Source organism: Sediminibacterium goheungense, assembly GCF_004361915.1.
Taxonomy (GTDB): domain Bacteria; phylum Bacteroidota; class Bacteroidia; order Chitinophagales; family Chitinophagaceae; genus Sediminibacterium; species Sediminibacterium goheungense.
Genome location: NZ_SNWP01000010.1, coordinates 1,478,314 through 1,498,598, shown reverse-complemented (window position 1 = coordinate 1,498,598; position 20,285 = coordinate 1,478,314). Strand labels below are relative to the sequence as shown.

General features: G+C 36.8%; 17 protein-coding genes. 9 read left to right on the top strand and 8 right to left on the bottom strand.

Going from position 1 to position 20,285, the window contains the following annotated elements; translation table 11 throughout:
• Positions 1-10: 10 nt before the first annotated feature.
• The 4 genes from BC659_RS06395 to BC659_RS06380 all read left to right on the top strand — a co-directional run bounded on the left by BC659_RS06395 (position 11) and on the right by BC659_RS06380 (position 2,706).
• Positions 11-1,324 (top strand): DUF3108 domain-containing protein, encoded by a 1,314-nt coding sequence (locus BC659_RS06395; protein WP_133473839.1) that lies wholly within the window; start codon positions 11-13, stop codon positions 1,322-1,324.
• 125 nt (positions 1,325-1,449) lie between these two features.
• Positions 1,450-1,830 carry a hypothetical protein gene (locus BC659_RS06390; protein ID WP_133473838.1) on the top strand — a complete coding sequence of 127 codons (381 nt, stop codon included), beginning with the start codon at positions 1,450-1,452 and terminating at the stop codon, positions 1,828-1,830.
• A 28-nt stretch (positions 1,831-1,858) separates the two neighbouring features.
• On the top strand, positions 1,859-2,287 hold the full coding sequence (locus BC659_RS06385) for a lipocalin-like domain-containing protein (RefSeq protein WP_133473837.1): 429 nt from the start codon (positions 1,859-1,861) through the stop codon (positions 2,285-2,287).
• Between the two features lie 185 nt (positions 2,288-2,472).
• Positions 2,473-2,706: a helix-hairpin-helix domain-containing protein gene (locus BC659_RS06380; RefSeq protein ID WP_133473836.1), complete on the top strand. Its 234-nt coding sequence runs from the start codon at positions 2,473-2,475 to the stop codon at positions 2,704-2,706.
• Positions 2,707-2,777: 71 nt separating this feature from the next.
• On the opposite strand, the gene BC659_RS06375 is transcribed toward BC659_RS06380, so the two are convergent.
• Positions 2,778-3,233, bottom strand: coding sequence for a hypothetical protein (locus tag BC659_RS06375; protein ID WP_133473835.1), 456 nt, complete (start codon positions 3,231-3,233; stop codon positions 2,778-2,780).
• Between the two features lie 229 nt (positions 3,234-3,462).
• Positions 3,463-4,227: a hypothetical protein gene (locus BC659_RS06370; RefSeq protein WP_133473834.1), complete on the bottom strand. Its 765-nt coding sequence runs from the start codon at positions 4,225-4,227 to the stop codon at positions 3,463-3,465.
• A 400-nt stretch (positions 4,228-4,627) separates the two neighbouring features.
• Between BC659_RS06370 and BC659_RS06365 the strand changes: the two genes are divergently transcribed.
• The 5 genes from BC659_RS06365 to BC659_RS06345 are packed head-to-tail and all read left to right on the top strand — an operon-like array spanning position 4,628 to position 10,974.
• A complete protein-coding gene (locus BC659_RS06365; protein ID WP_133473833.1) occupies positions 4,628-5,521 on the top strand; it encodes a DUF4007 family protein in 894 nt (297 codons plus the stop codon).
• The gene (locus BC659_RS06360; protein WP_133473832.1) at positions 5,502-8,759 is read left to right on the top strand and encodes a hypothetical protein; all 3,258 of its coding nucleotides are present in this window, start codon (positions 5,502-5,504) and stop codon (positions 8,757-8,759) included. Before BC659_RS06365 ends, BC659_RS06360 begins: the two co-directional genes overlap by 20 nt.
• On the top strand, positions 8,749-9,855 hold the full coding sequence (locus BC659_RS06355) for a phosphoadenosine phosphosulfate reductase family protein (RefSeq protein WP_133473831.1): 1,107 nt from the start codon (positions 8,749-8,751) through the stop codon (positions 9,853-9,855). Before BC659_RS06360 ends, BC659_RS06355 begins: the two co-directional genes overlap by 11 nt.
• Before the next feature lie 15 nt (positions 9,856-9,870).
• On the top strand, positions 9,871-10,584 hold the full coding sequence (locus BC659_RS06350) for a hypothetical protein (RefSeq protein WP_133473830.1): 714 nt from the start codon (positions 9,871-9,873) through the stop codon (positions 10,582-10,584).
• On the top strand, positions 10,585-10,974 hold the full coding sequence (locus BC659_RS06345; RefSeq protein ID WP_133473829.1) for a nucleoside 2-deoxyribosyltransferase domain-containing protein: 390 nt from the start codon (positions 10,585-10,587) through the stop codon (positions 10,972-10,974). It abuts the gene before it with no gap.
• Between the two features lies 1 nt (position 10,975).
• On the opposite strand, the gene BC659_RS06340 is transcribed toward BC659_RS06345, so the two are convergent.
• The 6 genes from BC659_RS06340 to BC659_RS06315 form a co-directional block, all read right to left on the bottom strand.
• Positions 10,976-11,773 (bottom strand): hypothetical protein, encoded by a 798-nt coding sequence (locus BC659_RS06340; protein WP_133473828.1) that lies wholly within the window; start codon positions 11,771-11,773, stop codon positions 10,976-10,978.
• Positions 11,766-12,920: a hypothetical protein gene (locus BC659_RS06335; RefSeq protein WP_133473827.1), complete on the bottom strand. Its 1,155-nt coding sequence runs from the start codon at positions 12,918-12,920 to the stop codon at positions 11,766-11,768. The genes BC659_RS06340 and BC659_RS06335 overlap by 8 nt, the downstream gene beginning before the upstream one ends.
• A gap of 4 nt (positions 12,921-12,924) precedes the next feature.
• Entirely contained in the window at positions 12,925-15,249 is a 2,325-nt protein-coding gene (locus tag BC659_RS06330) for a sensor histidine kinase (protein ID WP_133473826.1), read from the bottom strand.
• Between the two features lie 129 nt (positions 15,250-15,378).
• Positions 15,379-17,769, bottom strand: a complete 2,391-nt coding sequence (locus BC659_RS06325; RefSeq protein ID WP_211340709.1) for a hypothetical protein — start codon at positions 17,767-17,769, stop codon at positions 15,379-15,381.
• Between the two features lie 539 nt (positions 17,770-18,308).
• Positions 18,309-19,817, bottom strand: coding sequence for a M56 family metallopeptidase (locus tag BC659_RS06320; protein ID WP_133473825.1), 1,509 nt, complete (start codon positions 19,815-19,817; stop codon positions 18,309-18,311).
• Positions 19,814-20,185, bottom strand: coding sequence for a BlaI/MecI/CopY family transcriptional regulator (locus BC659_RS06315; RefSeq protein WP_133473824.1), 372 nt, complete (start codon positions 20,183-20,185; stop codon positions 19,814-19,816). The genes BC659_RS06320 and BC659_RS06315 overlap by 4 nt, the downstream gene beginning before the upstream one ends.
• Positions 20,186-20,285 lie beyond the last annotated feature (100 nt).

Genomic DNA, 20,285 nt, shown 5'->3' with positions numbered 1-20,285 from the left:
TCCAGTGGTAATGAAAAAAAGATATACTGCATTGAAGTATTGTATGGCTTTTGTGTTCAGCCTTCTTCTAACAGCGGGCTATGCACAGAATACGGTGAAAATAGATGGTCAGTCATTTAACCGTAAGTGGATTAAAAAAGGCATTACTGAAATGACCTGTTTTTCCCGGTCTGGTAATCAGCTGGTACCGTTTGGGGCATTCAATATCAATACCACTGAAGCCAGTGACCGTCTGGCGATTGTTACCACACTTACCATGACAAATTCTGATCAGGTCTGGATCGATACCAGTATTTCAGAAGCTAATACTATGCTGCCTGTATACCGTTCTTCCTACACGCCAGACAGGCGCATGGTATTACATTTCGGTAAAGAGGTAAACGGTTATTACTATGATCGTAAACGCAACCAGGAAACGCGTATAAAGGAGCCCATTACGGGTTCTATACTCGAAAGCTATGCGTATCCTTATTTACTGGCAGCCTTACCGCTCACTTCTGGTTATAAGGCAGCGTTGCTGGTGTATGATTATAAAACGGATGCGAAAACCCATATCAATAAAGTGCTTATCGAGGAAGTGAAGAGTAGTAGTTATAAAAGTGATTTTACCGGTGAGCATGCCGTGTGGTGTGTTACGGTGCAGGAGCCGGCTACCAACGATCAGTATACCTATTATATCGATAAAGAAACCCGCAGGCTTTGGAAAATAGAAGTGCGTTCAAAGAACCAGTATGTACTAATGCTGAACAAAGAGGCGGAAGAGAGTACCATTGCTGCCAAATTTGATAAGGAGCAGGCATTGGCCATGATACAATCAGGTAAGTCGGTAATAGAAGGACAGGCTTTTGCAAGAGATAATGAAAACGAAGGCATACTGGGTGGCAAAGCCATATTCAATATCAACAAAAAGCAATATGCTGCAAAGGGTATAGCGGTACTATTAATTCCTTATACCGCTTATTATAAGGAGTGGGTAACACGTAATGAAAGTTTACGGAAAAAGGGTGTGTCGATACCCTTATCAAAGGAAGCAGCAGCCTGTATAAAAGTAGCAACGGTGTATGATGATAAGGGCAGTTTTGAATTTGTAAACCTGCAACCTGGCGAGTATTTGTTGTACACAGAGTTTGGTTATATACATACCAGTAATCGTACCGAAGTGGTGGGTTATACCGATACCTATATCAACGGTATGTTTCAGGGAACCAGCGCCAATACAGAAACCTATAAGGTAAAGGGAGGCGCTTCTGCCAGCATCAAAAAAATCATTACCATAAAAAAAGAGGGTGAAAGGGTTTCTGTGAAACTAAAGAAAACCTTATAAGGTGTAATAACCGGCAACTGTTTACCATAAGTTTTACAATCGGAATACCTGCAATAAAAAGTATAAAATTTCAGGGTCCGTTTGTTTTGATCGTATTCATTCACTTTTAAAATCCATTGATTACTATGAAACAATGTATCAGCGCTTTTTTATTGTTTGCATTACTGTTTACTGCCTGCAGTAAAGATGAAAAACCCACGAATAACAGTTCCCGCACTTTGCAGTTTGAAATCAGTGGTAACTATACGGGCAACATTTTTGCCTCCTATACTACGGCAGCAGGTGGAACGGCCAATGAAACTGTGGGTACGGTAACCTGGCGCAAAGAAATTACGTATACATCTGGTGTATCTGCCGCCATTATTGCTGTTTCGGGCAATGGAGGTACTGTTGGGCAGCAGGTTACTGTGGTGGTAAAAAGAGGCAATACACAGGTTTCCTCTACTACTGCAACGGCCGATAACTCGGGTAGTTTTAGCCGTTCGGCGCCGGTAGTTGTTTTTTAAATGGAAGCCTTATTAAATATTAAAAGCTATGAAAAAGAATATTCTGCAAGTTATTTTCCTGTCAACCATCCTGTTGTCCTGCGGCGATAAGGATGGTAAGCCTGGTATTTGTGTTACCAATATGTCGTCTATTGCGGGCAGTTATAAAACAATAGCTGTTCAATACAAAGCTTCTGCCAATGCTGCGGAACAGGATTTTTTTGCCATGCTGAAAGCCTGTGAAAAAGACGATATCATAAAGCTGAATGCCAATGGTACGGCTGAATATACCGATGCAGGTGTTCAGTGTAATCCTAATACCAGCTATACCAGTAGCTGGTTGGTAAATGGTAGCAATATTACCATAGATGGTGAAACCGGTGCCATACAATTATTTGATTGTAAAAAACTGGTCGTAACTACTACAGGCGCCATTGTAGCGGGCGATCAGCTTACGGTAACCTATCAGAAACAATAGATTGATGTAGTAGTGAGGTTATAAAAAGGGTATCACTTGCAAAATAGATTTGTGACGCAGTAATCCAACCGTTAAAGAAGTTTTTCATTGGCACCTGAAATTTTTTAGGTGCCAATGATGACTTACAGAACTGATCCTATACAACTAAAAAGAAAACTGCCTATTTTTAGTATACAGATTTTCGTATGACCAACTGTATACTACAAACAGAACCCCAAACAAAAGCCTGGTACGAGCAGGAGATTGCAAAAATAGACAAGCGTATTCTTGCCCTTAAAATAGCCCGCCCTGCATTGAGGGCATTGGTAAATGCATCTATTTATTCTGTGGAAACACTACGCGCAACAGCTCCCGAAACACTAAAAGCCTTACATGGTATGGGCCCCTCGGCTTTTGCTAAATTAGAAACACTGTTGTAGTACGGTTGACTATTGCTGCATGTGGTTTATAGCGTGGCACAAAAAATATATACACCTACAAACCCATACAACTAATTACGGTTACGTAGTGCTACTATTTGGTTTTTGGTGAGGTTGAAAATTTCACTGTGTGAATCAGACCGGTAGAAAACAAATGTTTTATCGGGCATAATCAGTATCGAGCTTCCACAGGTGCATCTTTCCTGAAAGAGTAGGGTAAAGAGTTGTCGGCTGGAATCAATGATAATCGTGTTATCCCATTTTTTTATTTTGTTAAGCTTATCTCCGGGCTCTCTGAAGGTAAATATGGATACCTGGGGGCGGCGCAATAAGGTTTTATGGATTATCTGCTGGTGAGCGTTTACAAACTTCATAATATATCTTTTCCCATGGGCATCAAGATTGTTCCAGCAGCTTTCGTGGTTGTAATCGTATTTTATCATAAGGGTATCCTGCAGGGTAGTCTGGGTTTTCTGCGTGAGGTATTCCTTTACAGCTTTATATACAGAGTCGGTGAGCTCACCCATATATAGCTTTTCAGGATCGTTATGATAATAGAGGCGAGCAGAGGACTGGCTCTTGAGTGCGGGGGTTTGGAGGAGGAGAAAAAGGAGTATAAGGGTTCTCAAGGCTCTTTTATTTTGCGTAGTTGGATCATTGTTAAATTTTTCACCTGTAAGGTGAAATAGCTTTGATCTATATACTAAGTTAACATTACTTGCAGGATGCCGTAAAATGAAATTTCACAGTACACTATTACCATGAATGATAATAATACCTGAACCCACCATCCGCTTTCAGAAACAAAGTCAACGCTTCTCTTTCTGCCACCATTCGGAGGGCATAACCCAGTGAACTGGTAAAAATGTCCTTACCCGAAAATTCCAGTTCTGTAAGGGGTCTGTTGCCGTTAACCGTCATCATTCGCGTCCAGAGATGTTGGTCTTTTGTATTTAGCACGGTAACAAAGATCTTCTCCGTATGCTTAGTGATGTATAATGTACCGAATGGGGTTGTATAAGAACTACCTTTTTTATAATCGGGTATTGTGGTGGGTATCGTTCCGTAAAAAGGGCCATCGTCAATGGTATACATCATATAAGGTAGCAAACTATCGGTTTGTACCTGTGCATCATAATCGGCTCTGATGGTTTCGAGTTGTGTAATGATGGGTTGGCTGTTAAGTGCCGAAACATCCTGCTGCCTGATTTTACAATACAGTTCTTTCAGCTTTCTGAAACGAACAGTATCGGTTTGCGTGGCACAGGACGGGTGATAATTTTTTAACTGGTACACAATAAATGGTATCAGGAAATTGGTTTTGGGGTGTATACCGGTTATGTCCTTTGTAAAATCTGTGGACAATAGTTGGTCTATTTCGCTTACGGGCCATTGAATGGTGTCTGTTTGCTGAATGTCGAAGAATTCGAGGTGTTTTATTTCAAAACAGGTAGATTGGGGTTGGGCGGTGATTGTGGAGGTGCAGAACAGAATGGTAAAGAATAAGAGGATATTGTACATAACATTTCTACAACTTTGTAAATACTTACCATTAAATATTAAAATAAGTAAACGCTGTACTGCTAACTTTGCTACATGAAGTTACTGTACTTTACTACTTTTTACTAAAAAACAAGATTGTATTTTTCGCACTCAGCTAACTAAATAAAAGTATTTTAGGAAGCATAATTACAGCAACAACTTATACGAAAATGGATTTAGAATTAACCCACTATTTTTAAACTGTTTAAATCCTGTTGGATGGAGAAATTCTAGAAAAAAATAGAATGTCCATTCTAACCAGAATAGATCATATAAATTACCCTATTTCGTAATAATATGCTATCTTTTTTTCTAACATATCGTTCATTTCTATTTTACTTGGTACATTGGGAAACAACTACCTTCGTAGGTTAGAAATATGATACAGCAAAGAATTTATTTTTCCGGTCATGAGTCATTCATTTGCAAGCAGTTCTGGCTTAAAAAAACGTTTGATTTCTCGCGTGTAGGTAAAAGCTTTAATGAAGACACAGCAGTGGTGGATTTAGGTGTGGGTAAAAACATGGTGGCATCGTTGAGATATTGGGGTAAAGCCTTTGGTATTCTGAATGAAAATGATACGCCAACCATTCTGGCTAATTATCTCTTTGAATCTGATACCGGAAGAGATTTATACCTTGAGGATTTTGCTACCATTTGGTTACTTCATTACTTCTTGTTGAAAACTAATCGTTTTTCAATAGCTTCTTTATTCTTTAATGAATTACGAAAAGAAAGAATTGAGTTTACGAAAGACCAGTCAGTAAATTTTCTACTGAGAAAAACACAAGAATATGAAACAAATACAGATAATGCCAATACCTTGGAACGTGATATAAGCGTATTCCTTCGTATGTATTCCAAACCACAAAAGGGTGATTCAATAGATATAGAAGATGATTTTAATGGTGTGCTTGTTGATCTTGACCTTATGAAGCGTTTTAAGCAAAGAGATTTGGATCATAATCTTGTAGACTGGTATAAGATAGATTCGGAAGAACGTATTGATTTACCATGCGAAATTGTTTTGTTCAATATTTTAGACAATTACGAAGGCCAGCAAACGCTTACTTTCAGAGAGCTGCTTACAGGATGGAATGCTCCGGGAGTGGTATTTGCTTTGAATCCTGATGGCTTATACAATAAACTACAAGAAATTTCTGAACGTTATAACCGACATGTAGTGTATACGGAAACCGCAGGCAATGAAGTGTTACAAATTAAATCACAAATTAATAAGTACGATATTTTAGATGGCTACTATAACCGATAAAAAAAGAAAGCAGGAACACAATGGCTTTTCTCCATCCGTAAATATTATACGTGATGCAGATAATGCATTGCATTATATTCCCACCACTAATTCTAAACAAGTTTTTACCCAATTGATCAACGACTATCAAACTGGTATTCGTTCATTTACGATTGTGGGGGCATATGGTATTGGTAAGTCAGCTTTTCTTTGGGCATTTGAAAAAAATATTAACCACAAACAATACTATTTTTCTAAGCTAGGTAACAATATTCCCGTTAAAGAATTTAAGTTTATACGCTTGGTTGGACAATATAATTCTTTACGAAATGAAGTAGCAAGTCAGTTAAATCTTGATACAAAGAAACTTACTTCAGAAGTATTACTGTCCTCATTGAATAAGTATTACAAAGCTTTAGCTAAAACAGGTAAAGGGTTAGTGATCGTGGTAGATGAGTTTGGCAAATTTTTAGAATACGCTGCCAAGAATAATCCTGAAAACGAATTGTATTTTATACAGGAACTGGCAGAGTATGTAAATGATGTAAAGAAAAATATAATCTTCATTACTACTCTGCATCAAGATTTTAATGGCTATTCACGAGGGCTTACACAGACACAGCAAAATGAGTGGGATAAAGTAAAAGGACGTCTTAAAGAAATTACTTTTAACGAACCCGTAGAGCAGTTACTATTTTTGGCTTCAGAGCGTTTGAGTGAACTTAAATTTGGCCAAAAAGATAAGCAGTTTTCAAAGCTGTTCAAGTGTATAGAAGCGGCTAAGGCATTTCCTTTGAAAGATTATTTCTCAGAGAGCTTTGCTGAGAAACTATTACCCTTCGATATATTATCAGCAGCAGTGCTTACACTTAGTCTTCAAAAGTATGGACAGAATGAGCGATCGCTTTTTTCATTTATAGAATCAAATGATCATTTGGGCATTCGAAATTTTAAAAATGATCAAGCGCCCTACTATAATGTAGCTAATTTATACGATTATTTAGTTTATAATTTTAACTCGCTACTTACTACTAAATTCAATCCTCATTATACGCAATGGGCAGCTATGCGTATTGCTATTGAACGTGCGGAAGGACTTTTGGGTAACGAAGTTACTGATGCATTGAAATTAGTAAAGACGATAGGGTTACTTAATATCTTTGCTACGGCATCTGCACGTATTAATCGCACATTCCTCGCAGATTATGGTAAATATAGTTTAGGCATCAAACAGCCAGCTGCAATTATTGCAAAATTAGAAGGTTTCAAAATAATTCGCTACGTAAAACATAGCGATAAATTGATTCTTTTTGAGGGTACTGATTTGGATATAGAGCTGGCAATTAACGAAGCAGGTAATTTGGTAGAACGAGTCGTGAATACAGTACACCATTTGAGTAAATACTTCGACTTTCCATACATACCAGCTAAAGAAGTGCACTATGAAAGAGGCACTCCACGATTATTTGCTTTTTGTTTGACAGAGGAGCCATGGGTACAAGCCCCAGAAAATGAAGTGGATGGCATTATAAACCTGATTTTTTCAGATAAGGTAAGTGAAAAGGATATTCGTGTAGTATCAGAAAGCAATCGAGAAGCTATTCTATATGGCCTCTATAAAAACACTGATGAAATTCGAAATTTATTATTTGAAATTGAGAAGATTGAAAAAGTTAGAGAAAATAATAAAGAAGATAGAGTTGCTCTTCGTGAATTGAATGGAATATTACAACATCAAGTGAAATTACTGAATCATTATGTTTTGGCCAATATCTATGCAGGAGATCAATCTTCTATTGTTTGGTATTTTAATGGTGAAAGAAAGACTTTTCAGAATGAAAAATCCTTTAACCAGTTTTTGTCCAGCATTTGCAATGAAGTGTATCCAAATACACCTATTTATAAAAATGAAATGATAAACAAGACAAAGCTTTCAGGTGCTTTGTCTTCAGCTAAAAAAAATCTCTTAAAAAATCTTATAGATAACTGGAACTTAGCTGATATAGGTTTCGAAAATACCAAGTTCCCCCCTGAAAAAACAGTATACCTTTCTCTGCTGAGAGAAACAGGTATGCACAGGCAGCAGGGTGTTGGTTATATATTAGCAGAGCCTACCAGTGAAAGCTTTAACCGGCTATGGATGGCTTGTAACAACTTTTTGAATGAAGCGCGTAGTGGTAAACGTAACCTACAGGATTTAGTAGATATATTGCTAACGAAACCCTTTAAACTCAAAAAAGGATTTATTGATTTTTGGTTGCCAATTTTTTTATTCTGCAAAAGAGATGATTTCGCATTATTTCAGGAGAATCGTTATATACCTCAACTTACTATTGATACATTAGACTTGGTTAGTAAAGCACCTGGCGATTATGAAATAAAAGCCTTTGATATTGCAGGGGTTAGGCTGAGCATCTTCAACAGCTACCGAAACATGCTTAGCCAAGCCGAACAGGAAAAAGCCACTAATAGTCTTTTTATTGAAACTATTAGACCATTCCTTACTTTTTATAAAGACTTGCCTGAATATGCAAAACATACCCGGAGTTTAGATAAAAAAACGCTCGCCCTTAGAGAAGCTATTGCTACGGCGAAAGATCCGGAGCAGACTTTTTTTGAACATTTCCCTAAGGCAATGGGCTTTAGCATTATTGAATTACAGCAAAACCCTCATGAACTAGAAAGCTTTATTAACCAGTTGCAGCAAAGTATTCGGGATATACGCAACTGCTATGGTGATTTATTAGATAGTTTTGAGCTCTTCATACAAGATGAGATTATTGGAAGTAATGAGCAATTCCCGACGTACAAGTCAACACTGCAAAAACGATTTTTACATGTAAAAAAACATTTGCTACAGCAAAACCAGCGAGTTTTTGTACAGCGGATTAACTCAGAATTAGATGATCGTAACGCTTGGTTGAATGCAATAGCACAAGCTTGTATTGGCAAGGCATTAAGCGTAATATCAGACTCAGAAAAGCATATCCTCTTTGACCGTATGAAGGATATGGTGCATGAATTAGATAATCTGAGCGAGATTAGTAACTTTAATGAAGATAAAGAAATTGCCTTTAAACTAGAGGTAACTTCCTTTGTGCAAGGGCTTCAAAAAAACTTAATTCGCTTACCAAAAACAAAGAATAAAGCTTATATTCAATTACAAGATAAAGTAAAGAGTCAATTAGGAAGAGATAAACAATTAAATATCGCCACATTGGCTAAATTATTAGAGGAGCTTTTACGAAATGAAAAATAAAGTAAGACATGTATTGGGTATTTCAGGAGGTAAAGACAGCGCAGCACTGGCTATTTACCTGTTTGAAAAGTATCCCCAACTCGATATTGAATACTATACATGCGATACTGGTAAGGAGCTAACAGAAACCTATCAATTGATCGAGAATTTAGAGGCTTATTTAGGCAAAAAAATAAAACGTCTTGTTTCTGCGGAAGAGAGCCATGAAGATCCGTTTGATCATTTCTTGAAATTGTATGGTGGTTATTTACCTTCTTCTGTATCACGTTGGTGTACTCGCAAACTTAAGCTTGACCCCTTTGAGGAATGGGTAGGCGATGATCCGGTAATTTCTTATGTAGGAATTAGGGGTGATGAAGATCGTGAGGGCTATATTTCTACAAAGCCAAACATCCAGTCTATTTTCCCTTTCCGGAAAAATATTTGGAGTGAAGATGTAATGACAAAATTGTTTACCAACAGCAATATTCCAAAACTGATAGAATGGTATAAACAAACCAGCTCTTCCAAGTTAGATAGAATATTAAACCTGGTACAAGAGCCGGTAACACCAAAGTTTTTGAGGGCTACCAAAGTACAAGCACTCTTAGACCTGGATACCGAAGCATTTAATGAAGTGGTGTTCCAGTTTTTACAAACAACAGCCTACCCTCTTTCACAGATAAAACAATTTCCTTTAATTGATAACAATGACGTACTAGTTCGTGATGATATTTTCCGAATTTTAAAAGATAGTGGAGTAGGTGTGCCTCAATATTATGAAAAGATAAGTTTTGAACATAACGGTCAAAAGGGAGAGTATGCTCGTAGTCGATCAGGTTGCTTTTTTTGCTTTTACCAACAAAAAATTGAATGGATTTGGCTATATGAACAACACCCAGAACTGTACAAGAAAGCCATGGAGTATGAGAAAGACGGTTATACCTGGATGCAGGATGAAAGTCTGGCTGATTTAATACAACCAGAACGAATGGCTGGTATAAAAGAAGATTATATAAAGAAAACAAACAGACTTAACGACAATAAAAAATCTCCTTATCTTGTTGATATACTAGATGAAGCGGAGGGAGAGGGTTGTGCAAGTTGTTTTATATAAAAAAATTAATTGTTTATGAAGACAAGTGATATAATAGATGCTATAAAAGTTTTTTTCTTAGATTTTCTCGGGTATTTATTACCTGGACTATATGCAATATTTTTGCTTACATATATTATTAATCCGTCTATCCAGTTTAATTTTGAAAGCATTCCATTTATTAAGGGGAATGAACAATTTGTTATTTTCTTATTTGCATACTTGTCGGGGTACGTTATTTATTCTATTGACTTTTCTGACTATATAACAAAAAAAGTAAAACTTTTGGGAATAAAAACACCTTTACAAATTGAGGCTGAAATTAGTGGTCAGCTAGAATTTCAGGAATGTAAGTCAGTAATAAATCGGCTTTGGAAAGATCAAAGTGGATCACCTATTTTGACAACGGCTCAATTGACAAACTTAAATGTTCGGAATCTTAGAAATATAGTTATGTCTTATATACCTGAATCTGATACGAAAGTTTATACTTTCATGTTTAGATCAGATTTATGTAAACATTTAAGTTCTTTTTCACTATTATTAGGGTTGTTTGGGTTATTAAGCTGCCTTTATACATCCTTTCTAAATTGGTTTTCATTCTTTAATACAGGCCTGTATAACGTTTTTATATATTGCATCTTAATTATTGGAAGCCTATTATTAATGAAAACACGTTCTAGGTTTCTCAGTATTGCATATAAAATACCTTTTTCGATTTTTTTGTCAAAATTTTATAAAATAAACTAAATGTATAAGCCAAAAGTATTTTTATCTGGCGGATTTAAATCTGGATGGCAAAGTATTGTGATTCAAGAATTATGTGATCAATTTATTTTCTTTAATCCACAAACACATGGCTTAGATCATCATTATCAATATACGACATGGGATATACATTTTGTAAAAGAATGCGATATCCTATTTGCTTATATGGAAGATTCAAATCCATCCGGATATGGCTTGGCCTTTGAATTAGGGATGGCCTATGCTTTAAATAAAACAATAATTCTTGTAGATGAGAAGTCCGAAAACGATGCCGTGTTTGCACGGTATTACAAGATTTTACATAAACCGTCTGGGGTGGTTTTCTCCAAGTTGATAGATGGGATCAAATATTTGAAAACATTCTCTTCTTAGATTAATAGATCTCAGCTTTATTTGTACAATGCAAAATATTGTCTGCAAATGCTCTGTCGATGGTATAGATATCATTAAAATCGTGAAAATGACTTGCAAATGATATAGCGTATGGTCGCCATAATCTATACTGAGCGTTTTTTATATATCTTTTATATAAGAGATCATCGGTTAGCACTTTATGGGTTTCGTAAGTATAAAAATTTTTGATTACAAAATCAAACGCTAAAACTAGATCAAGTGGTGGATGCATTATTCTTGGACTATCCATCAAAATAAAATCTCCATAATTAAACCCTTCGGTTTTCCTGATTTCTGTACCCCCATATTCATAATGATAAAGAGGGTGGCTAGTAGAAGCTCCTTTATTTGGATCATGCTTATCAAGGTGCCATGAGCATTGCAACGTTTTCGGGTCTTCAATGTTCGAATCGAGAAAATAATCAAACTGAATAATTATCTTAGTTGCTAACATTATAATAGGATCTGAAATATTATCCTCATCAAAGTTATAGTTACACTCGCAAGCAACTTCAAGTAGAACTCTAGATTCTCCTTCGTTCTCTCTTGCTAATCTCGAAACCCAATTAGGACGGACATGTCGATCTAAATTGATGTTTTTGAAAGGAAATTTTACCAAACTATATTTACAAACATCTCCTATTTTGCCATTATTGCTCAAAATTTTTTTAAGATCATGTGGTACAGAGATGGAACTAAACCATGGATTTTGGTCTAAAAAAATAGAGAAATTTTTTAATTCTTCTCGGGGGCTTAATATATCGTTCCTTTTAATCATTCTTTACGATTTTGGATTTAAACTTTTCAAATCGCACACGCTCAATTGCACTGATTCGCCAAGCATTTGGATCTTCTTTTTCAAGTTCCGCATAAGCCGATACATATTCTACTTCAAGCCAGGGATTAGACGTATAGTCTCCAATTATAAAGCCGTTAATTGGATCAAGAGGACGTCTAGTGCCTTTGCATACTGTCCAAAATTCGTCACTGCTACAAAACTTTATTTTTTCCGCAGGGATCAAAGTAGTTCCATATTTTTCATTAAGAACCTGAACCCTTGTTGATGCACTAGTTGTGCGCAAGTCCTTATCACTAATGGCATTCCACCATTTTACAAGCTTAAATGACCAATAAGTAGACCACCCAATGCTAAGTAAGCCTTTATAACATATCTGTTCTTCAACCAATACTTCCTTAATCTTATTCCAAGAATCGCCAGATTTTTCAATGTCAACGCCTAGCCGAGCAGCAACAATTTGTTCATTAATTAAAAGCCCTTCTGGTAAAAGAAACTCTTGTAGTAAAAAATATACTAGATCATGAGTAGTATTTGTAGTTGAGATCTTTTCTAACGTATCTAAAAACCTGATATCCAAAAAATCTAATTCGTCCGCAGATAAATCAAGAGCTGCTTTTACATCAAATGCACTTTGCTGGAGCAATTTATATACAATGGCAAGATTGAATAATTGTCTTTCGCTTTCACTCACATGTTTTACAAATAGATCATTTTTGATGTATGTGAGATCAAAAATATCCCTTCGTGTAAGCTCACGATTCTTTAAATTAGAAAATGCTTTATTCTTATCGGCAGAACAGATAATGATAGGAATATCCTTCACGTTTTTTTTTGCAGCATTTACTCTTAAATGTTCTGCCAATGATTCGGCAGAAAAATCGACATCTTCGGCTTCATGCGATCCTTCCTTGGCAGCCTGGCTCTGATTTGTAAGCTCCCAGTCAATAATTATTCCATCATAATGATTTAAATCAGTAAAAATGGATTTTGATCTTTGCTTCCAGCTGGAAGGATAATCTGTTTTAATTTCCACATCCTTTGAAATGGTATTAAATAATTCTACATCTCCATCACGAGTTACTTTATCATTGTCATCAAGATAGAGATATGTTATTTTTTCTGGCATAAATCTAATTTTGAAGGGTCCTAATTTGTTCATCAGTAGCTTTTGGTATTTCAATTCTAATACAAGTATTGAAACCGTCAGATGGACTTGCTACAAAAATATCGCCTTTATACTCGGCAATAATGTCTTTTAATATTTTTAGTCCCAATCCTGAGCCAATTAGCTGTTCATTTAATGACGCATTCATACCAGCTGGTGATGATGTAGTAAAGAAGGCATCAAATATTCTATTTTCATTCTCTTTAGGGATACCATCTCCATTATCTAAAAATTCTAAGTATACATTTTGGTCATCTTTACCAGCCACTATTTTGATCTTCTTCTCGCTTGGCTTTGCTCTCCGAAGAGCTTTTTTCGAATTAGTATACAGGTTTAATAAAATCGAATGCCATTCCGAGGGATGCATTTGAACGGTAAATACATCATAACCTCTGATATCCTCTTCGACATTTATACCCTCATGCTCAAAATCCCACTTCGTACTTGCTAAAAAAGGTCTAATAACCCGTCGCAACTCAATAAATTCTAATTCCCGCTTTGAATTTCGGCTGACAGCATCATTAAAGTAAGAAGTATATGTGTCTAAATGATTCACTTTATCTACTACTTGTTCTAAGCTTTCACGTTTTTGTGGATCGGTCTCAGTAATGAGAAGGCTCTGGAGTTTGCTGTTGAAGAAGATAGGGAATTGAACTATCTCATGCGTAAACTCCCCTATTGTAATTCCAAGCGTGGCAAGTATTCTTAGCATTGCTATCTCGTCTAAAATAACTTTAAGATCAGAATTTAGCTCAGACAAAAGACCTTTTATTTCTTCTTTTTTTTTGTCTTTAGCTTTTTGGTTATTTTGAGAATCAAAATCTGTTTCATCATCGTCTTCACCCTGTTCGTCTTCGCTTGTGAATTCTTCGATTTTAGCTTGCAAGCCCTCTACCTTCGCTTTTAACGTTTTCGCTTCTGTTTTCTTCTGGTCACGTTTTTGTTTTTCATTATAAATGAAAGGTGCAATTCGCCTTACTCCTGCAGTCACGGCCTTTCTAACAAAATCTCGAAGCTCCTCTAATGCTTTATTTTCTATTAAGCCCTCTCTACTAGCTGTTTCTTCAAACAAATCCCCCTCTTTATCAATCAATTCTACAAAGCCAAAAAAATTCTTGTTTGTATAAGGTATATTGAAGCTTACAGTAGACTCATTTAACTCAAACTGCATACGGTTAGATTGTCTATCAAGTTTTAGCCAATCATCTCCAACCTCGCCATATGGCAAGACCCGAAAACCATTTCGGTAAACTCTTATTCCCGATTGTTCTGATGCTAAATTTTCAACCCTCCCAAGCTCTTGTTTTGTAATTCCGTTTTTATAATATTCAGGTCTATCATAAATAAAATAATAAACCTTGAAATTTACATTCCGTAAGATTAAATATGGCTGGACAATATCATTACTAGCTTTAGACGAGCTAATTGCTAAGTCAGCATCATTCAATTGAAGACTTGTGCTTTTTACTTGAACATATGCATCACCTTCTTTAGTAACATACCCATCTATTTCAGCTAGACATTTTTCGTAAAGGAGTTTATTAATGTCTGCGATAATTGTTCTTAATCCATTTTCCGTACGATAACATTCAACCAAAAACGACTCATCTCCTTGTTTTGCGATATTTAATTCACTACTACGATCAGATAAAAAAGTTGGTTGTAATAAATCTGAAATATATCTAAACACACGTCTTATTTGCGCATCTGTCCAAGAATGACGAAGCTGTTCGATATAAAGAGTAGTCCCTTTTATTTTTTGCTTTGGAATAGCTTCAATATGGTTTTCAATGGAAGAAAGCTCCTTATCCATTTCATACGAATTCCAATCGATAGTGACTTTTGTTGCAAATTCTTCGGATTCAACTTGAGTAATAATTATCAGCTTTTCTCCTAAAAACTGTGTTGCAAAGCGCCCAATCCCCTTTCTTCCAGCCCTTTGTCGTTTAAATTTTGGTGATATAGGTTCATGTATTTTACTTGTTGATGATAATGTCATAAATCCCTTTATCAGACTTTCTTTTGTCATGCCATGTCCATCATCATCAATAATTAAAGTCCCCCCAGTCAAATTAGAATTAACAAAATCAACTGAGACAAATGTTGCATCTGCATCATAAGTATTTTTTATTAATTCTGATACTCCAGTTTCTGCACGTCCGATTAACTCTTTTCCAAGCCTATTGATAATATTGGCATCTACACTAAATGCAATGGAATCATTACTTAGCTCAGCTAATTGTTGATTAATTTCATCTCTTAGTTTAAGCAATTCTTCTTTTGTTGACATCGAAATAGGCGTTAATGGGGTATTTTAACCAAATATTTCAACAAATAGTTTGTCGTTTTTTATGGCAGATAAATATACCCCTTTTATAAGAAGAATGGAAATCGCTTCAATTGTATATGCTTTCAGGTGTCAATCTTCCAGTGCTCCCATCAACTGTTCCATACCAAAATTTAAAAGAAAGTCGGAATAATAGCTATCAAATACATACCTAATATATTCGTCAACCGTTACATCGTCTTCTTCGCCTTCTTCTTTAAAGTGGACTAATTTGTAATTGTTCTTTTTAGTAATCATATAAAGGAACAAAGAATGAAAATATACAGATGTGATATACCTTTTTTGTGCAGTAATAATCTGTTCCTCGTTTTTCAACTTCTTCCGGTGATTTAAGTAAACATTACTATCTAGGTTTACATAAATTGTTTCCAAAATATCTCCCGATGCCTGGAGGCTCATTACCGTTTTATAATCCATCGAAATACCATGTGATTCTAATCCATCCCATTGCTCTTTCGTTACTTTAACCAATTCTGGCAAGCCTATATTATTGTAGTTTTCTTCCTCTTTAGGTGCCGTTTCTTTTTTCTGTTCTGGGTCTACGATTTTAAGGAAAAGAATTTCTATAAATGATTCCTCTCCTGCTCCTTTCAAAGTGGCATGCACTTCTATTTCATCGCCCTGCCGCAAATCTGTATCAGGATTAAAAGTAATCTTGATCGTTCCTTTATCGGGACTTGATTTAATAATATTCAACAACTCACCAGGTTCCTTATTACTGCCCTTTTCAGTACCTCCTTTGCTATCAGTACGTTTCACCTTTAAAATACTAACCTGCAGATCGCCTGGCTCATCTGTTCTATCAAAGTAGTGATCTTCAACATCCGTTTCAAACTTCAAGGTTTTTTCACCACCAATAGGTACGGGGATAGGGCTGTTTTGTTTGTGCTGCAGTTTAAAATAACTGGGGAAACGTTCGGATTTAAATGCCTTTTCTTCCCGTTCCGACTTGCCTTTACTTTCTTTCTTCTCTGGTTTCTCTTTGGTCTTTTCTTCTAGCTTCAATGTGTTCTGCAGTAACTTAAATAACTCACTATCCTTAGATAAATTCTTAGCAAAGCTTTTTATTAACTCGGTTGTATCTTCACTTTCCAAGCCAATAGTGTCTTTCCGCTTATTATTGATAGCATCTAATTTTGACTTAATCAATTTCTTCCTCAAATAGTCTCGTAGTTCTTCTGCTTTTTCACCACCTTTCAAACGATCCCGTGAAGCCATAAAAAGGCTTTTTCTAAAATCATACTTCATTTTGCTACAATCTACATTAATAAGTAAGTAGTCTTTTAGCAGATTATATTTTAAGCTACGGGTAATAAATTCAGAAGTGTAATGGCCATGTATTTGCCCATTCATGGAAAAGAGAACAGACATATTGTTTTTAAAGTATCTCCTTTGAATATCGGCCTTTGTTTCTTTAGCCGTCTTCCCTTCCTGACGGGCTTTGAAAACGTAACAGGTTACTTTCATTTTGCCAAAAAGGGCATCCTCATATTCCTCCGAAAACCAATCCTCCACATAATCTTTCTCTTCTTCCAAACGTCTTTGCAAGCCATAAACCGTGGTTTCTAAAACTTTATTATTGGGATACCTTTCTTTTGTATCAATAGTGAAAATTGGCAGAACAGGTTTGAAAAGAAACTCATTCAGGCTTTGGTTTAGATCTTGTGCAAAGCCTGAAATGCCTTTCATTTGGTAAGAATACATTTTAATAATGGTACCTGTCTTGAATCTTCGGTTCAGTAGTTTCAGGTCTAGTTCTGTAATATCAAAAGCAGGGATTTTACCATCAATCTTTAAATATTCATACCAAGTGTTTTTCTTAATATCCTGTTCTTCTTTTGATAGAGGATGTTCCCTTGTTAATGTAAACCCAAATTGCCCCGTGCCATCAAATCGTTTAGAACCAATCAACTGATATCCTTTCTCTCCGCAAAAAACAATCGCTCCACTACCACCCATATTGTACTTGCCCTGCACAAAATGAATTTCATTTTTGTTGCCACGCAGTAAGGATAAAAATGTTTGCTCAAATTTATCTGGATGCTGTCCTTCCCCATTATCATAAATAATTACTGAACTCTCTTTTGTAGGCCCATCAGCAATAATCTGAATGTCTTCAGCTTGTTGTCTTCTTGGCGTATTTAAATCCCAGTTCTTATGTTTTGGAAAAAACAAATCAAGCGCATCATCCATTGACATAGGTGCTTCTTTAGATTTAGGATCAATACCTTTTTGAAGACATTTCTTCATCAATATAGCATCTATGGAGTTGGTTACTTTTTCTACAAGGGCAGCTATTGGATTGGACTGCTGGTTTTCTATGATAGAGAAATTTGACTCATTTTCTCCAATGGGGTACCAATTTTCGTTTTTGAATATAGTTGGGTTTGTCTCTATAATAGTTTGAATTGCTTTTTCAGTAGAGGCAGCATAAAGCTGCTCAAATAGTAATTTATTATTCATAAATTAATTGGAACTAGTTATTAAGAAAGATAAACATATATTTTAAATAAACCTATAAAATGAAGAGTGTACATAATGATATAATCTAAAATTCACCAAACCCTCTTGTCAATTTCCTTTACCTGTTAGCTATTGATATTCTCATAAATCATGTTGTCGACACTAAAAAAAGTTCCAAAGAATCTAAACGAGTATCAATCTGAAATTTTTTCTAAATAATTGATTTTGAGCAATCTCTGATTGTTCGGCTAAAATAACCAAAGAAACACCTCATTTCTGCTAACTCTCTGATTCCCAAGCCAATACATTTTTCACCCCTCGTCCAGTTTTCAACCACCTGAAACCCTTACTGGTAAAGGTTTTCCTCGGATCAACAACACAGCAACAACACACCATCAACACAGCATAACACCAAAACTGTGTTATGCCCTGTTTTTGATTTGTTGATGCTATGTATTAGACTGCCGGGAAACCGGAATACACCCCATAAAAAAAGGGTCATAAAGACCCCTTTCTAATTATCATGTACTAATTGCCCGCTATTTTGTTTTTTCAACCATCGCCACATGTGGCCGCCAGCTCATGATCATCATGGGCTCATTGGCATTTTTGCGTGCATCGCGCAGGTAATCTTCATAGGCTTTTTTCGTCATCAGGTTTACCTGGTGCGTATAGTTTCTGCCTTTTTTGGCTGCGCCATAGAGCTTGCTTACGGAGTAATGTGCAAAATCGCTGCTGGTATATTGGTTCAATACTTCATTCGCAACCTTTTTATCATCTAACCACACACCATAGGTAGCTGCTTTTTTAAAGTTTTCAAACTGAGTGGCGGTGGGTACATTTTTCGCAAAAGGTGGCGGACGTTTGATGAATCGAACCACCTGACCACGCTGCTGCTCCTTGCTCATGCGGCCAAAAATATTTTGTAAACGGGTTTGGTCATCCTTGCTTATTTCTACCCATTTCTTATTCTTTTCTTTTGCGGCTGCGGAATATTTATCGGTGATGCGTTTGTATTCTGCCATCTCCTCTGCCGAAACACCTTGCTCGGTAAAGGAGAAACTTTTATCTAAAAGATAGGTTTCAAAACTTTTGCCGGGTTGAACGGCAGGAACGGTATCGATTCTCTTTTCGGTAAATTTTTGCTGCCATACCGCTGTATACCGGAACGACATAAAACAAGCCAGTACCAATACACAGGCCAGCAAGCTGGTAAAGGAATAAAGGGTAGCGAGGCGGGAAGTTTTTTTCTGTATCATGGTAAATCTTTTTTTGATGAATGCATAATTAAATTCAGCCACCATGGGTGCATAAGCGCTGCTACGTACCGATGCCAGTAATAATTGCAGGTAAGAAACGGTTTCACCGGCTTTGGTACGCACTACTTTCTCATCGGCCAGGAACTCATGGTTCTGGCGAATACTGCGGAGTAATAACCACTGAAAGGGGTTCCACCAGGTAAGTACCAGCAGCAGTTCCCCGAATAAAATATCGAGGCTGTGTAACTGCTCACAATGGGCGGTTTCGTGCAGCAGTATATCTGCCGGTATCTCCTCTTGTTCAAAAGATTGCCGGTTTACATAGATCGTAGAAAGAAAGCTAAAGGGCTGTACCACTTCTTCAGAAAGTGCTACACAGCGTCCGGCCCGCTGCACCCGTACACTGTTTTTCTTCAGCTGCAGCAGGCGGTACACACGAAGCATATAACGGAAGAGAAAGAGCGCACTCACCAGCAACAAAACCGCCCAGAGGATGTCTGTAAAGCCGGTGCCCGATACAGGGCTAACCGGGTTAAGGTTGGGGCCACTGTTATCTGTAAGCACCGTATGCTGCCAGGAAGAGAGGGTTTGTGCATAGTTCTGTACCAGGCTGTTGGCCGGTAAGCGATTCACTTCTACCTCAATCAAAGGCACGGTAAGGGGCAGTACCAGTGCGAGCAGTAAAAACCACCGGTTAAAACGGAAACTTTTCTCACGGGCCAGCAGCAGGAAGTAGATGCCGGTGATACAGGCCGAAGCCAGTACCATTTTCAGGATCAGTACCATCATTTGCTTTTCTTTTTAAGTTCTTCATCAATCATATCGCGCAATTGCTCCAGTTCTTTCACGGATAGTTTGGTAGCCGTGGTAAAAAAGGAAGCAAAGCTGAGAGCTGAATTGTCGAAAGCACCTTTAATCATCGACTTTACTTCTTTCGAGAAATATTTTTCCTTGTTCACCAAAGCATGGTATTGCCGGGAGTTGCCAAAAACTTTATAACCTACAAAACCTTTGTCCTGCATTCTTTTGAGTAAAGTGGCGAGGGTAGAGGGCGCAGGTCTGGGTTCGGGGAAAGCTTCTGCAATATCTTTCATAAACACTTCACCCTGCTGCCAGATGATCTCCATTACCTGTTGTTCTGCCTTGGTTAGTTTCATTCTACAGATTTGTACTTTATTCTACAAATGTAGAAGAAGTGGCGAAAGCGCCAAATCTTTTTTTAGATTTTAACATTTGTGCTAATGATCCGGCTAGATA